Below are 15,265 nucleotides of genomic sequence, written 5' to 3'. Positions count from 1 at the left end.
CTATGAACGAAATGGTATAAAGGAAAAAAATGGAGCGGGAAACTAATCTTTCAGACTCACGTCACCGAATCTTGAAATAACTTTAATCCGGGTGCCGCTACCGGAGCCTACCTTGCCTTCGTAGGATCGGGTGCTGGTACGGGTGGCTTTTTGTTCCTGCCCCGGCTGATTCGTAAAAAGTACCTTTACGTTGGAAGGGTAGCTAAAGCTTCCGTGCGTGACCGTTACGTCAAAGTTATTGGATTCGGCGGGCAGCGTTACCGACGAGTAAGCGGCTTGTATATCCACGTTTTCGACGGTCTGTGGTAATTGGCTGATGCGGAAATTTCCCGAGTAGCTCAGCCGTACTTTACAGGATTCATTTAGGGTACCTATGCTGGCACCTGAGTAATCAATGTCCGCATTCAACCGATCCACCTCGCCTATATTCAGTTTACCCGACTTGTTGATCAGCACCAGCGTAGTGGCGCGGTCCAGCAGCAGATCACCAAAGCGTACTTCCAGCTTACCACCCTTCATCGTTCCGATCTCGGCATTACCAAAAGCAACCTGAATTGCATTTTGGGCGTTTTCCAGAGCTGTGGCATAGAAGTTGCCATGTTGGGAGTCTACACTGAGCTGGGCGTGAAAAACCGGAATACTGGTATCACCAAACTTGTTACGTACCACCAGGGCGTTGCTTTTGGGCATGTTGATGGTATAGTCAATCTGGATATAATTTTTGTCGGTGACGCTGCTTCTGCCGGTACTCTTCCAGGCGTTCCAGTTGTTGGTGGCAAAATGCTCCCGGTTAATAGCAGTACGAAGAATGATTTGGTGCCCCTCTCGTTTTTCATCAATAGTTACCGAACTAAGGTACTCCTGGGCGCGCTGGTCGGTGGGGGCATTGGCCGTAATAACCACATCCACCCGGATGTCTTTTTTGTCCCACAGATTGACCTTAACCTGGCCAAACTGGTTGTCGACCATGAGTTGCTCTTTGGTACTTACATCAAATACTTTCACGATGGTTTTGCGCTTTTCGACCAGGTTAGCCTCGTCTTCATTATCCCAGGTACCGGCCAGGAGTGGCGCGGCCAGATGTGGCCCAGCCAGATGTGGCCCAGCCAGGCGTGGCGCGGCCAGATGTGGCCCAGCCTGTACGTTGATTACCTGAATCAGCGCCAGCAGACTAAATAATGGTACTATTATCTTTTTCATGGCTTTTATCGGCCTCTTTAATTCGTTGAAGAATTGTTAGTTGTTGATTGAGCAGATCGAGCTGCAGCTGTAAGTTTTGTATCATGGCCTGGATAAGCGCTTCCTGGTTGGGAGCTTTGGGTAGCTCCGACCGCAGGTTCTGGTAGTTGCGTTCCAGCCGGTCCAGGTCCGACGAGAACTCCTTGTACAATTCGGGATTATCCGTAGTAAGCCGGATAAGCTCGTTGCGCTTTTCGTCAATAGCCAGGGTGTAGTTATTGAACTCCCGGGCGTAGGTAGGTACGGCCAGGGCTACTTTGGGATCACGCGTGACTCCGTATTGGTTATTGAGGTGGTAGACATAGGACATGCCCAGGGCCATTACTATGCCGGCGGCTATGCGCCAGTCGAGGTAGGCTTTACCCCACCAATGCAGCCGTTTTGTGGGGCTGGTTTTGGGGGCTTCCCCAAATTGCTCCTCAATACGCGCCCACAATTCGTCGCTCGGCTCGTCGCTGTCAAACGCCTCACGATTATCCCGCACAAACCGCTCCAGCCGATCTTTCTTATCAGAAGGCTTTCTCATGGTATTATCAGATTAATTAGTAAAATAATTATCAAATAGTATACAGGTTTAGTGGTACTAAGCTTCAGGCTGTATGCTGTAAGCAATATGCTTTTATTCGACATTGTAAACTTAATAGTTCCCAAATTCCCTTCCTGCTTTCGTACCCGTCCTCCCTTCACATCATTACTTCATCAATTCCAGTAGTCGTCGTTTGGCCCGCATGTATTGGGTTCGGGAAGTGGTTTCGCTGATGCCCAGTACTTCACCGATCTCCTCGTGGTCGTAGCCTTCAAACAGGTACAGGCTAAGTACCACGCGATACCCTTCGGGAAGGTTTTTCATAGCGCAGCGAATACGTTCCACTTCGTACGACTGGTCCTCCTCCAGGTAGGATATTTCTTCCGACGGGCTGTTGGCTTCTTCGGCCTCCTGCCATTCATCAATCTCTACCCACTGTACCTTACGACTCCGAAGCTGATTAATTGCCTTGTTGACCACAATCTGCTTCAGCCACGCCCCGAATGTAGACTGCTGCCTGAACTGATGAATATGCGTGAACGCATCCACAAAAGCCTCCTGCAGGGCATCCTCGGCTTCACCCACATGGTTGAGCATCCTAAAGCAGATGTTATACATCGCTTTGGAGTAATGCTTGTACAGCTCGTACTGGGCTTTTCTTTCGCCCTGCTTACAGCGCTCCACCAAGTCGACATGCCGGTCGGTGTAAAGTTTTGTTTCCAAGCAGAAGGATAATAGTTGAACGTTCTGAATCAAAGACACCTAGCAGCGATCCGGTGTTGCATCCGGAGTAGAATTTTTTTAAGATAGTGGTTGTAACAACATTCTGTATCAGTAACGAACAAAGCTTTCGGGGTAGTTGTTGTTTCAATAGCTTGAGTACCTTTGCCCTCATAAAAGAGAACAACTTTCATGAAGACCTTCAATATACCGGATTTTTACCGAAGCCGGATCATTGGCCCCATAAAAGAATACCGCCGCCGCAAAGACAAGCTGAAGCGGGACTTTACCCCTACGGTACTGGATTTTGGTCCGGTCAGGTTTCTGATTGCCCGGCATTTCGGCTTTTGCTACGGGGTCGAGAACGCCATTGATATCGCCTACAAAGCTATTTCCGAAAACATTGGCAAGCGGATTTTCCTGCTGAGCGAAATGATTCACAACCCCGATGTAAACCGCGACCTGCTGGACCGGGGCGTTCGGTTTATTCTGGATACCAAAGGCAATCAGCTCATTTCCTGGGACGAACTCACGCCGGATGACATTGTCATAGTACCTGCCTTTGGTACTACCGTGGAAATACAGGCCAAGCTGACGGAACTGGGAATTAACGCCTACCAGTACGATACCACTTGTCCTTTTGTGGAGAAGGTATGGAACCGGGCCGCTCAGATTGGTGAGAAGCAGTACACGGTAGTAGTACACGGCAAGCCCACCCACGAAGAAACCCGCGCTACTTTCTCGCACAGCAAGGAAGGAGCCCCCACCGTAGTGGTCAAAGATCTGGCCCAGGCCCGGCGGCTGGGTACTTACATGACGGGCGAAGGTCGGGCAGAACAGTTTTACGAGGAATTTAAGGGGCAGTACTCCGAAGGCTTTGATCCGGAGCGCGACCTGCGGCGCATCGGCGTTGTGAACCAGACTACCATGCTGGCTTCGGATACGCAGGGTATTGCCGACTATCTCAAGCAACTTATGATTCAGCACTACCAGCTGACGCCCGGGCAGGTGGATGAACGCTTTGCCAATACCCGCGATACCCTCTGCTACGCTACCAACGACAATCAGGATGCTACCTACGCGCTCCTGACGCATCCGGCTGACCTGGTCATAGTGGCCGGGGGCTACAACAGCTCCAATACCTCCCACCTGGTGGAGCTCTGCGAAGAGAAACTACCTACCTATTTTATTTCGTCGGCCGATAAGCTACTGGACCGCCAGCTGATCCGGCACTTTGATATGCATAAAAAAGAAGAAGTAGTGACCGGCAACTACCTGCCCGACCGTACTCCCGTTACCATTATGCTTACCTGCGGGGCCTCCTGCCCCGATGCCGTCGTGGAAGGTATCCTGACGCGGCTGCTGTCCTTCTACGAAGGTACCCGTCCGGTAGAGGAGGTCATGGAGATATATCAGGAAGTACATTAGTACAGCAAAGGCAGCTCGGTAGAGGTACCAGGCTGCCTTTGTTGTACTAATGTGTTGTTATTACTTTACCGCATTCTGCATAGCCTGCGCTCTTTCCAGGTGCATTTCCAGAGCAGGTACTTTGCTGGCTGCCCAGGATTTCAGCTCTGCATCCTTACCATCTTCTGCCGTTTCCCTAAATTCTTCAATATCTTCCTTGTGGTCACTTACCATCAGGTCGGCGTATGCACGATCAAAGTCTCTTCCGGTTTTCTTAGCCAGATTATTGTATTTGTCCTGTTTGTCTTGGCTTAATGTAGTAGGAAGTGTAATATTTTTTTGCTGGGCTAACTTCTTAAGCTCTTCGTTGGCTTTACCATGGTCCGTTACCATCATTTTACCGAACTCTTTTACCTGGGGCGATGTACCGCTTCTCTGGGCGAGTTCTCCCATTTGCACTTCAAACATGCCCCCATCGGCAGCGGCTACGGCAAACTCCGCATCTTCCTCCATGGAGCTACGGAGTGTTTCCTCGTTTTGGTCTTCGGCTGTTTCTGTGCTATCCTCCTTGGTGTTACAGGCTACTGCTGCAAAAAGGGAAGCCGCGAGCATAAAATTGTAAGCTAACTTTTTCATAGAAATTTTAGGTTTTAGATGGTTGGTGTTAATTACCGATACTAAACTAAATATCTATGCCAGTCCTTAGCTCATTTCAAAGTTTGGTTGCCAGCCAGGCTTCCAGCTCTTTTTGCTGACGCAGGTGGTGACGCAGGTGCATTTCGCCCACGTGACACCACTGCCGGGCCGTGAGCCAGCCAAAGGCGGGCTGCAGGGCTTTGTAAGTACCGTCGTCGGCGGCTACGGCTTCCTGAATCGCTTCCATGCTTTGGATTAACTGGGGAAACAGCCTTCGGTACTCATCCCGGGTACGCCCCACCGGCTCGGGTGCCTGAACCTCCGCGGGCGGGCGGAGCTTCATGGGTGGGAAACTATTGTACTTAAAGAGATTGTGGCCGTGCTCGTTGAGTTCGCCGCCTTCCTGTCCCTTGCGTTTTTCGGTACAGCGTTTGGCATTGGCCAGGAAGAAGTAGGTAGTAGCCAGGTACAGGTGCTCGTACATCTGCGCCAGCGACCAGGTTTCTTCGGATGGTTTGGCCGCAAATTGCTCATCGGTATAGCGGTCAAGGGCGGTGATATAGCCGTTAATGGTAGTTTCCAGGCTTTGCTGAATTTCAGGGAGGGTCATTGGTTAATTCGTAGTTAACAAAGTTGTTTAATAAAACTCACCGGCTAAAACTGCTCTAATCGCTTATCATTCATCATAATTCGCAACGGGCCAATAGGGCGACCTTCGTTGTGGAGGCGGTCCACGGCCGTAACGTAGTACACGTACTTACGGCCGGGTAGTATGGTAGTATCCAAAAAACGCTCTCCTTTGTGACACATCCCCACAATACGACGGGGGTCGCGGGGAGTGGGAGTATCGTCTGGATCAAAGCGGTAAATGACGTAGTACCAGGCCCTGTCGCCGTCCTGGGCAGGTTCGGGGGCTTCCCACAGTAGCTCCACGCCCCGCGGATGGAGGATACCCTTCAGGTTCTGGGGTGCCAGGGGTGGTGTATTATCTTTCCAGGGCATGGTAGGTATCAGGGCCGGGTAGCGGTAGAAGTCCTGACGGAGGGAGTCCACAAAGCCCAGGTTATTGGCCCGCATGGAGCGGGAGCTAAAAAAGATACTGCCTTCGGCCCCCTGCTCGCGCAGGTACCGTACCTGACTGGGTATTTCGCGCGGATTGGCCCAGGTCTTGTCCTGATCTTTGAAACCGGCGCGGTAGGCTCCCTGCCCAATGTACAGGTGCCGGTCAAAGCGATTTTCCATCCACCAGTCTACCAGGTTTTTGTAAGGTACTTTGTTAAACCCCGACGAGAAGTATACCTGCGGGGCTATATAGTCGATCCATCCTTCCTTTATCCACTTGCGGGTGTCGGCAAAAAGGTCGTCGTAGGAAGCCAGACCGCCGTAGGTATTGGAGCCGTCGGGCGTAGAGCTTCGGTTGCGCCACACACCAAACGGACTGATACCAAACTTCAAGCGCGGATTTACCTCCGTCAGCGCATCGTGGATCTGCTTAACGAGCAGGTCAATGTTGTGGCGTCGCCATTCAGCTTTGTTAAAAAATCCTTCCCCGTATTTTTTGAAAGTGGCGTCGTCCTGTAAAGTTTGGCCCCGTACCGCGTAGGGATAAAAGTAATCGTCGAAGTGAATACCGTCTATATCGTAGTTTTTGGCAATATTCACCGTCAGGTCCGTGATAAACTGGCGTACTTCGGGTAATCCAAAATTAAAGAGCTTGGCCCCGTCGTAGGTCAGGATCCAGCTGGGGTGGGTATGGCTGATGTTCTGGGTCGAAACGCTGGTGGATGACTTGTGTACCAGACGGTTTAGATTAAGCCAGGCGTGAAACTCAAGCCCCCGCTGGTGGGAGGCCTCTATCATGTATTCGAGCGGATCATAAAAGGGCTGGGGAGCGCGTCCCTGCTGTCCCGTCAGCCACTCCGACCAGGGTTCCGGACTTTTGGCGTAGAAAGCGTCTCCGGCGGCACGTACCTGCACAAACACCGAATTGATACCGTTCTGCCGGTGAAAATCCAGTAGCTCGGCAAACTCCTGTCTTTGTTCTCCCGGCTCCATATTTTTACGGCTGGGCCAGTCTATATTGTCTACGGTAGCAATCCATACCGCCCTGAACTCACGCTTGGGCGGGGGAGGGTCAGGCAGGTCCGACACGGAAGATTGGGCCTGGCAGGAAGCCATCAAAACAGTACAAATTAATAGGCAGAGGGCTATGGTACGGGAATTTTTCACAAAAGCAGACCAGAGAAAGTTAGTTTCCTATTTTCAAAGTAAAGAATTTTAACGCAAATCTTGGCCCGGCAGCGCTACATATATTAAACGGAGGGCTGTACCAGGGAGTACTACCCGTTAAGTTTGTCGCATTTGTTGGGTATAAAGCAGGAGCTTTTGTGGTTTTAATGAAAAATAGTACCTTTCATTCGAAACCATAGCTGGATTAAACTCATACTATATTTTGGAACCATACGTAAAAACGACAAAGAATGCTTTACTATTTGAAGCTGCCTGGGAAGTTTGTAACCAGGTAGGGGGCATCTATACAGTTATTCGCACTAAAGTACCGGCTATGGTAGAGAAGTGGGGGGAAGACTATTTCCTGCTTGGCCCTTATTTTTCTCAAAAAGCCGCTTCTGAATTTGAGCCTATATCTGATCTGGACGACTCACCCGCCGGGCGCACGGTGCGGCGCATGCGCGAACTGGGCTATACTGTGCACTACGGCTACTGGCTCGTAACGGGTAAGCCCCGGGTTATCCTGTTTGATATCATGAGTATGGCTCCCCAGCTGGACAAGATCAAGTACGAGCTGTGGGAAAACCACCGGATATCTACCCTGAATGTCGAGGAACTGGTTAACCAGGTACTGCTGTTTGGGGAGGCCGTTCGGGTGTACCTGACAGAATTTGCCGCTGAGAATGCCCGGAAATCAGAAATTGTGGTACAGTTTCATGAGTGGATGGCCGGCAGTGGTCTGCCCGACCTGCGCCGCGATAATGTAAAGATAGCAACCACTTTTACCACCCACGCTACCATGCTGGGCAGGTACCTGGCCCAAAGTGTAGAGGGCTTTTACAACAAACTGCCTTTTTTTGACTGGGAGCACGAAGCCCGCAACTATGGCATCGAAACCCAGGCTACCATAGAGCGGCTGGCTGCTCAGAACGCCCATGTACTTACTACGGTAAGCGACGTTACCGCCCGCGAGTGTGAGGTATTTCTGGGCCGGATGCCGGACTTGGTTACTCCCAACGGACTGAACGTTACACGTTTTTCGGCGGTACACGAGTTTCAGAACCTGCACGTCAAGTTTAAGGAGCAAATCCATGAATTTGTGCTGGGCCACTTCTTTCCCAGCTATTCTTTTGACCTCGATAAAACCCTGTACTTCTTTACATCGGGGCGTTTTGAGTATAGCAACAAAGGCTACGATCTTACGCTGGAGGCGCTCGCGCGCTTAAACTGGAAAATGGTCCAGGCCAATATGGATATGACAGTTGTGATGTTTATCGTCACCAAGCAGCCTTACCACTCCATCAACGCGGATGTACTGCAGTCAAGGGCGGTACTGGATGAGCTTCAGGAAACTTGTACCGCCATAGAAAAACAGGTAGGAGAGCGGCTGTTTCTGGCCACCGCGGCGGGAAGTGACCACAAAATGCCCGACCTGAACAACTTTGTGGACGAGTACTGGCGCCTGCGCCTGCGCCGCACCATCCAGACCTGGAAAACCGAGCGGCTTCCAGCCTTTGTAACGCACGATCTGAAGCAGGACGACGGCATTACGGATTTCTGCCGCAAGGCCAACCTGGTCAACAACGAGCGCGACCGGGTCAAGATAGTGTACCACCCTGATTTTATCTCCTCTACCAATCCCTTGTTTGGTTTGGACTACGGTCAGTTTGTGCGGGGCTGCCACCTGGGGGTATTCCCCAGCTACTACGAGCCCTGGGGCTACACGCCGCTGGAATGTATCGTACGCGGGGTACCTACCGTAACCAGCGACCTGTCCGGCTTTGGTGACTATATCATGCAGATCATGCGCGACTTTGAAAACCGGGGTATCTACGTTATTAATCGTAAATCGCAGAACTTCTCCCAGGCCGCCGACCAGATGGCGGATATCCTTTTCAAATTTGTGAGAATGCAGCGCCGCGACCGCATCATGCAGCGTAACCGGGTGGAGAATATTTCGGATATTTTTGACTGGACCAACCTGCGTTCCTACTATGATACAGCCCATGACCTGGCCATCAAGCGCAAAAAGCCATGAGAGTGTTAGTAATGAATAGGTAAAGCCGAATAAACAAAGAAGCGGAAGACAGCTCCAGGGGGCCATCTTCCGCTTCTTTAATTATAGGTACTTATATTATAGGTACTTACAGGGGTACCTTACTGGTGCTGCTCCCGCAACAGGTCGTTGACCGTTTTTACCGGGTTGAATGTAACAAGAGGTACCTCTACGAATAACGTATTCCAGTTGGCCATGGAGCCATTCCAGAGGCCGGGCAGCTCCTGCGCTTTCAGCTCCTTACCATCTTTGGATTTGTTGGATACAAAACCGGTCATTGGGTCGCGGAACTGGCGCAGGTCATAGCTTTGGCCGTGGCGGTTTTTCATGGCGCACACCAGGTCTACGGGGTTGAAGTGGGTAGCATTCTTGAAAGTAGCTTTCTGCGCCTCATCTTCCATGTCAACCTGCGCCGACTCCACAATCTGTAAGGAAGCCGAGCCGTCGGTGTTGTCGGCCCAGAAGGGGCCACCGCCGGGTTCGCCTTCGTTTTTCACCATGCCACATACCCGCAGCGGACGGTCCAGTTTTTTAAGAAAATAAGCCGTTTTCTCTTCGTCGGTCCAGCTATTGAACTTTTGAGGAGGGCGTACGGATAGCTCCTGCCGGAAAAACTGGTCCAGCTCGTCCAGCAGCGCGCTGTCAGGGCCTTTTTCAAGTTTCTGCAGGTAGCTGAATATTTGTTTCTGATAACTCAGAAGTACCCCGGCCAGGGCTTTCTTGTAGGTGACGGTGGTATCTTTCAGGCGGTCAGGTACTACGTTGTCAATGTTTTTGGTAAATATGACATCCGCGTCCAGCCCCGCCAGGTTTTCGAGTAGCGCACCGTGCCCGGCCGGCCGGAACAACAGCCCCCCGTCTTTTTCGCGGAAGGGGGTATTATCCATATTAACGGCAATGGTATCCGTTGACGCTTTTTGCTCCGAGAAAGACACGTAGTACTTCACCCCAAACTGGCTTTCGTAGGCAGGAAGTACTTCCACCAACAGTTTTTCGAATTTATCGCGGTGCTCCGGCGATACCGTAAAGTGCAGCTGTACGCGGCCACCGGCGTTGGCATACAGGGCGCCCTCTACCAGGTGCTCTTCCAGCGGGGTGCGGGAGCCGTTAGGGTAGCGGTGAAACTCAAGCAAGCCCTTGGGCAGGGTACCATACCCCAGTCCTTTGTCGGTCAGGAAGTAATCAGCTATGGTGGTACGGTCGGCGGTACTTATATCGAGGTCGTCGGAGGCGAGGGCTTCCTGCAGGTCCTCATAAAAAGCGAAGTCGGAGAGGCGGTCAAAAAATTCTTCCACGGACTTATCACTTTTACCTTCTTCCAGAAAAGCAAACAGCGACTTGAACATACGGGTAGCAGCTCCTGAGGCAGGTACAAATTTCAGGAGGCTTATTTCTCCTTCGGCGGCACTTTGGTCGTAATCGGCCGTTAGCTGCTGAATCTGCTCGTCCGACAGCCGGATAATCCCCTCCCCAACCGTAGCTGCCTTCGCAAGCGGCAAAAAAGGAAAGCCATCTATAAAGTACTTGATTTGTTCTTCTACCAGCGCAACATCGCTGCCACGCGCTTTTATTTGGGTTAGGTCATTGTCATTGAACATAGTCGTGTAAGTAGGTTTCTAGGATAGGAAGTATAGTGTAAAGGTTTAGGTTTTGAAAATATAGGAAATTGAGGAGATTAATTTAAAATCTTAAGCTTGGCAAAACTCAACAGCAGTGTCTTTTCCCCGACGCTGTCAAATTTAACCACGGCTTTGCGGTCGGTACCGTTTATGTCTACTTTGCTTACTACCCCAAAGCCAAACTTCGGATGCTCCACCCGCTGCCCTTCGGCCAGGCCGGAGGTATCGCTGGGGGTAAAGTCAGAGGAAGGTACATGATTGCTGGCGGCGGCAGGTTTTGAGGCGGCTGGGCGCTGGGTCAGGTTCTTGAGGAAACCCATGGGCGTGGGCGAGGTTTCGCGCTCGGCCAGGTTGCGGGTGGTTTTGGAGGCATTGAGGAAGCGCTGGTCTACCTCCATCAGGAAACGGCTGGGTTCACACATTTTCAGGCGGCCCCACTGGTAGCGGCTTTCGGCGTAGGAAAAAGTAAGCTTTTGTTCGGCCCGGGTAATGGCTACGTAAAACAGCCGCCGCTCCTCTTCCAGGTCCTGCCGGCTTTCGAGCATCATCTGGCTGGGAAACAGGTCTTCTTCCATCCCTACTACGTACACGTTCCGGAACTCCAGACCCTTGGCCGAGTGGATAGTCATCATCGTTACGCGGTCGTTGTCGCCATCGTCGTCGGGCTCGTCGGCATTGGTCAGCAGCGACACCGACTGCAGGAAAGAGCTCAGCGATTTATCGTCCGTTTCGGCGTTATCAACGTATTCCTTAATAGCGTTGAGCAATTCCTGTACGTTTTCGTAGCGCGACAGCCCCTCCACGGTTTTGTCTTCGTACAGCTCCCGCAGCAGGCCCGAGGTTTTGGCAATGTGTGAAGCTACTTCGTAGGCATCTTTGCCCTGTTCTATCAGCAGCTTAAAACTTTTGATAAGGGTGGAAAACTGCTCAATGGGCGAAGCGGAGCGCCCACCTACGTACTGGTGAATGTTAGCAACTACCTCCCAGATAGGTACCTGGCGTTCGGCCGCCGTTACGGTGATTTTGGCAACGGTTGTGTCGCCAATGCCCCGCTTAGGTAGGTTGATAATCCGCTTGAAGGCTTCCTCGTCCTGCTGGTTCACCGTGAAACGCAGATATGCCAGCAGGTCCTTAATTTCTTTGCGCTGGTAAAAAGAAAGCCCACCCACAATACGGTACTTGATGCCCAGCTTGCGAAGAGCTTCCTCGAAGGCCCGCGACTGGGCATTGGTACGGTACAGAATAGCGAAGTTGGTATTGTGCAGGCTGTGCTGCATCTTCTCTTCGAAGATAGAGGTAGCAATCAGTCGGCCTTCCTCGTTGTCGGAGTTAGCCTTGATGACTTCAATGAGGGTACCTTCGTCGTTTTCGGTGAAGACATTCTTTTTCAGCTGCGCCTTGTTCCGTTCTATAATGGAGTTGGCAACGTTGACGATGGTCTGGGTGGAGCGATAGTTCTGCTCGAGCTTGATGGTACGTACATCTGGAAAGTCCTTTTCAAAGTTCAGGATGTTCTCGATGTTAGCCCCCCGGAAGGCGTAGATACTCTGGGCATCGTCGCCCACAACACATATATTACGGTGTACCGCCGACAGTTTGCGCGTAATAAGGTACTGCGACACGTTGGTATCCTGAAACTCATCCACCATCACGTGCTGAAACTTGTGCTGGTACTTATGAAGTACTTCGGGGAAGTCTCGGAAAAGTATATTGGTGTTGAACAGCAGGTCGTCGAAGTCCATGGCGTTGGCCTGGAAGCAGCGTGTGACGTACGCTTTGTAGAGCCGACCAATCTCGGGCATGCGGGCCGCGTCGTCGTCGGCCCTGATGATGGCGTTGTTGAGGTAGTCGTCAGCCGACACGAGCCGGTTCTTGGCACCCGATATCCTGTTAAATATCACATTGGCCTTATAGGTCTTGTCGTCCAGCCCGAACTCCTTTATAATAGAGCGCAGCAGCGACTTGGAGTCGTCGGTGTCGTAAATAGAAAAGTCGCTGGTGTAGCCCAGGTAGCGGGCCTCGATGCGCAGTATCTTGGCAAATACCGCGTGGAAGGTACCCATCCAGATATTGCGGGCCTCGTAGCCAACCGCTTTTTCGATACGCTGCCGCATTTCGGCGGAGGCCTTATTAGTAAAGGTCAGGGAAAGAATCCGGAACGGATCCACCCCGTTTTCTATCAGGTAGGCTATTCTATAAGTCAGTACGCGTGTTTTGCCCGATCCGGCCCCGGCAATAATCATCAGCGGACCGTCGCCGTGGGTAACGGCCTGGCGCTGGGGCTCGTTCAGACTCGACAAATAATCATTCATAAGTTTCTCCTCGTTTCCGTAGTCTTCGTAAAGTAGTAAGGCCCAAAGTTAGGAAAAACCAAAGAATGAATTAGCCTTCGGTGGCTACTCAACCGGGGCGCTTACGATATGAGCCACCCGCCACAGCCCTCTGAGTTCGTCAGCCGGTACACTCACACTTCCTCCCAGGGGATTGTCGGAATGTAAAGTAAGGTAGCGTTTGGTGAGCAGCTCGTTTTCACGGATACGTTTTACCACAAAAAAATCACGATAAATCACAGCAAACACGCCGCCTGACTGATAAATCCAGTCACCCGGATCAACGGGAACTACCATTACTTTCGCTCCATTAACCAGTTGTGGGCTCATGCTGTTGCCCGAAATCTCAATAATAATGGGATCACGCAGGCCTTTGGTAGCTTCGGTACTTACACTATAGGTATCCAGGTCGGCATAACGGAATCCGTCCGTAAAGGTCTCCACGAAGCTGGCGTGAAACTTAACGGGGACAAAAGGTACCTCCACATACGATATTTCATTGGATACCAGGTGGGCATTGGAGGGGTCAGCTCCGTGAAGAATGGGCTTTACACCACGAAACAGGAAGTCGGCGCTTACCTGCGGGTAATGATCCAGAATCCGGATAATCGTATCATACGATGGCTTGGCGCGCCCGTTCAGAATATTATAGAACTTAGAAGAATTCTCGTCTAAGTCTTTGGCTATCTGATAAATACTAATGCCCAGGGCATCAAATACCTGCTTTAGCCTTTCCTGAACAGAAGAGTCGTTGTCGAATCTGGAAGCCATTTGTATTAAAGAGGTTGCTGGTGTATAATAAAACTTAAATATATTTATGACACAAATGTAATAAATATAAGGTGATAATTAGTATAAATTTAAATAGATGCAATAAAATAGGCAATTTCTTATACCAAAACTGCCATATAATTCGTACCTAAGAACAACTTCTATTATGGGCTGCGTATAATGAAAGTTTTGGTTTTGGCCAGAACGGGAGGAGCACAGGAGCAGCCGGAAAATTTCCTGAGATAAAATAGAACAGAGGCAATTTGTTGGCAACGGTATGTTAGCCAGGTTAATTACCTTAGGTCAATCGGGAAAAAGCAGCCATTTTAGACGACCAGAATAAAAAGGGAGGTAGATTTCCAAAACAGCTCCCTTTATGAAAGGTATGTTTGTAGAAGAGTCGCCTTTCTGTACCAAATCCCCGCCCATTGGTAGTTACTTGAGTTGGGAAGGCCCTTCCGAATAAAATTTGCTTTTTTGTTGTTAAGAGGCTAATTTTCGAATCCGATTTGGGGGTATATTGAAATCAAATTCGTATATCAGCAAATAATAGTACAATAAGTAAAAGTGAAGTATGCTTATCCAGATAATTGATTGTCAAAGCAATAGCTTCTATGACGGCTAATTTCTGAAGTTCCCCGGGCTGGTAATAGTACAATTTTTTATTCAAGTACTTTAAAAGCTCTAAAAAAACTGAAGAAACCTTTGCTTTTTTTTAAAAGGAAAACACATACTTTTGTAATGCTCTTTTTTAACCTTAATCAAAATTTTATTTTACAAAAGTTCATTTATCCAAATTTTTCTTTTATTCACAACCAAAAATCTAAATTAACCCTTTAAAAGTAAGTCTGATGGAAAAGAAAGCTTCGACTCCGGCACCCGCAGCCAAGCCTGCAGCAGCACCCAAGAAAGGCAAAGGCGGTTTGAACCCAGCGTTGGTGATTCCCGTTTTGTTTGTGATTGCCCTTTCAATTTATCTGTTTGTGTTGGGGTCTCCCGATCACTTCATTGATGGTGATCACGAAAAAGGTCCAAAGCCAGGTGATTATTACGGTATCGTTTACAAAGGCGGACCTATTGTACCTATTTTGATGACCTGTTTTTTGATTGTTTTAGTATTTACAATTGAGCGTTTGATTACCCTGGGTAAAGCAAGTGGTAGTGGTAACATTGATGCGTTTGTTCGCAAAATCAGAAGCCTGCTCGACAAAAACCAAATCGACGAAGCTATCCGCGAGTGCGACAAGCAGAAAGGATCAGTGGGCAACGTAATTAAAGCCGGTCTGGAAAAGTATAAGCAGCTTATCAGTGAAACCAACCTTGACAAAGAACAAAAGTTGGCCGCTTTGCAGAAGGAAATAGAAGAAGCCACTACGCTCGAAATGCCTATGCTGCAAAAGAACCTGACTATTATCGCTACATTGGCGTCAGCATCTACGCTTTTGGCGCTTCTGGGAACGGTAATTGGAATGATTAAGGCCTTTGCTGCGTTAGGTACTTCGGGTCAGCCTGACTCCGCTGCACTGGCAACAGGTATCTCTGAGGCCTTGATTAATACCGCATTGGGTATCGGTACAGCTGCGATTGCTACCATCTCTTATGCGTACCTTAACAGCCGCGTTGACGACCTTACTTATAGCATTGACGAAATCGGTATGAGTATCCAGCAAAATTTTGCTGCGCACTATTAATACTATTTTTTCGTTTATATAAAAAAAACTTATATATTTGA

Annotated in this window: 12 protein-coding genes; 3 read left to right on the top strand and 9 right to left on the bottom strand. The window is 49.9% G+C overall.

The window, feature by feature from the left end; translation table 11 throughout:
- Window positions 1-42: 42 nt before the first annotated feature.
- The 3 genes from VGN67_RS13600 to VGN67_RS13590 form a co-directional block, all read right to left on the bottom strand.
- Entirely contained in the window at window positions 43-1,200 is a 1,158-nt protein-coding gene (locus VGN67_RS13600; protein WP_327487389.1) for a hypothetical protein, read from the bottom strand.
- On the bottom strand, window positions 1,172-1,765 hold the full coding sequence (locus tag VGN67_RS13595; RefSeq protein ID WP_327487388.1) for a hypothetical protein: 594 nt from the start codon (window positions 1,763-1,765) through the stop codon (window positions 1,172-1,174). Before VGN67_RS13595 ends, VGN67_RS13600 begins: the two co-directional genes overlap by 29 nt.
- Before the next feature lie 165 nt (window positions 1,766-1,930).
- A complete protein-coding gene (locus tag VGN67_RS13590; protein WP_327487387.1) occupies window positions 1,931-2,488 on the bottom strand; it encodes an RNA polymerase sigma factor in 558 nt (185 codons plus the stop codon).
- Between the two features lie 189 nt (window positions 2,489-2,677).
- Between VGN67_RS13590 and VGN67_RS13585 the strand changes: the two genes are divergently transcribed.
- Window positions 2,678-3,913: a 4-hydroxy-3-methylbut-2-enyl diphosphate reductase gene (locus VGN67_RS13585; protein ID WP_327487386.1), complete on the top strand. Its 1,236-nt coding sequence runs from the start codon at window positions 2,678-2,680 to the stop codon at window positions 3,911-3,913.
- A 60-nt stretch (window positions 3,914-3,973) separates the two neighbouring features.
- Here the strand turns inward: VGN67_RS13585 and VGN67_RS13580 are convergent, their stop codons facing one another.
- The 3 genes from VGN67_RS13580 to VGN67_RS13570 form a co-directional block, all read right to left on the bottom strand.
- Complete coding sequence (locus VGN67_RS13580; RefSeq protein WP_327487385.1) at window positions 3,974-4,528, bottom strand: DUF4142 domain-containing protein; 555 nt, start codon at window positions 4,526-4,528, stop codon at window positions 3,974-3,976.
- Window positions 4,529-4,604: 76 nt separating this feature from the next.
- A complete protein-coding gene (locus VGN67_RS13575; RefSeq protein ID WP_327487384.1) occupies window positions 4,605-5,138 on the bottom strand; it encodes a DinB family protein in 534 nt (177 codons plus the stop codon).
- A gap of 44 nt (window positions 5,139-5,182) precedes the next feature.
- Entirely contained in the window at window positions 5,183-6,706 is a 1,524-nt protein-coding gene (locus VGN67_RS13570; RefSeq protein ID WP_327487383.1) for a glycoside hydrolase family 10 protein, read from the bottom strand.
- Window positions 6,707-6,980: 274 nt separating this feature from the next.
- Between VGN67_RS13570 and VGN67_RS13565 the strand changes: the two genes are divergently transcribed.
- Window positions 6,981-8,795, top strand: a complete 1,815-nt coding sequence (locus VGN67_RS13565) for a glycosyltransferase (RefSeq protein WP_327487382.1) — start codon at window positions 6,981-6,983, stop codon at window positions 8,793-8,795.
- Between the two features lie 119 nt (window positions 8,796-8,914).
- Here the strand turns inward: VGN67_RS13565 and VGN67_RS13560 are convergent, their stop codons facing one another.
- From VGN67_RS13560 to VGN67_RS13550, 3 genes are all read right to left on the bottom strand, one after another.
- A complete protein-coding gene (locus tag VGN67_RS13560; protein WP_327487381.1) occupies window positions 8,915-10,411 on the bottom strand; it encodes a DUF4301 family protein in 1,497 nt (498 codons plus the stop codon).
- A gap of 77 nt (window positions 10,412-10,488) precedes the next feature.
- Complete coding sequence (locus tag VGN67_RS13555; protein ID WP_327487380.1) at window positions 10,489-12,744, bottom strand: ATP-dependent helicase; 2,256 nt, start codon at window positions 12,742-12,744, stop codon at window positions 10,489-10,491.
- 84 nt (window positions 12,745-12,828) lie between these two features.
- On the bottom strand, window positions 12,829-13,533 hold the full coding sequence (locus tag VGN67_RS13550) for a LexA family transcriptional regulator (protein ID WP_327487379.1): 705 nt from the start codon (window positions 13,531-13,533) through the stop codon (window positions 12,829-12,831).
- An 851-nt stretch (window positions 13,534-14,384) separates the two neighbouring features.
- Here VGN67_RS13550 and VGN67_RS13545 point away from each other — a divergent pair.
- Window positions 14,385-15,224: a MotA/TolQ/ExbB proton channel family protein gene (locus VGN67_RS13545; protein ID WP_327487378.1), complete on the top strand. Its 840-nt coding sequence runs from the start codon at window positions 14,385-14,387 to the stop codon at window positions 15,222-15,224.
- Window positions 15,225-15,265: the final 41 nt, after the last annotated feature.

The sequence above is a fragment of the Telluribacter sp. genome, assembly GCF_035998675.1.
Taxonomy (GTDB): domain Bacteria; phylum Bacteroidota; class Bacteroidia; order Cytophagales; family Spirosomataceae; genus Telluribacter.
The sequence above is the reverse complement of the archived record's forward strand: the minus strand, read 5'-3'. Positions and strand labels throughout refer to the sequence as shown.

Bases quoted from the DNA above. Each gene is read 5' to 3' on its own strand.
- VGN67_RS13555 (WP_327487380.1), bottom strand. From the start codon at position 12,744: ATGAATGATTATTTGTCGAGTCTGAACGAGCCCCAGCGCCAGGCCGTT.
- VGN67_RS13560 (WP_327487381.1), bottom strand. From the start codon at position 10,411: ATGTTCAATGACAATGACCTAACCCAAATAAAAGCGCGTGGCAGCGAT.
- VGN67_RS13580 (WP_327487385.1), bottom strand. From the start codon at position 4,528: ATGAAAAAGTTAGCTTACAATTTTATGCTCGCGGCTTCCCTTTTTGCA.
- VGN67_RS13600 (WP_327487389.1), bottom strand. From the start codon at position 1,200: ATGAAAAAGATAATAGTACCATTATTTAGTCTGCTGGCGCTGATTCAG.
- VGN67_RS13585 (WP_327487386.1), top strand. From the start codon at position 2,678: ATGAAGACCTTCAATATACCGGATTTTTACCGAAGCCGGATCATTGGC.
- VGN67_RS13570 (WP_327487383.1), bottom strand. From the start codon at position 6,706: ATGGCTTCCTGCCAGGCCCAATCTTCCGTGTCGGACCTGCCTGACCCT.
- VGN67_RS13550 (WP_327487379.1), bottom strand. From the start codon at position 13,533: ATGGCTTCCAGATTCGACAACGACTCTTCTGTTCAGGAAAGGCTAAAG.
- VGN67_RS13575 (WP_327487384.1), bottom strand. From the start codon at position 5,138: ATGACCCTCCCTGAAATTCAGCAAAGCCTGGAAACTACCATTAACGGC.
- VGN67_RS13545 (WP_327487378.1), top strand. From the start codon at position 14,385: ATGGAAAAGAAAGCTTCGACTCCGGCACCCGCAGCCAAGCCTGCAGCA.
- VGN67_RS13595 (WP_327487388.1), bottom strand. From the start codon at position 1,765: ATGAGAAAGCCTTCTGATAAGAAAGATCGGCTGGAGCGGTTTGTGCGG.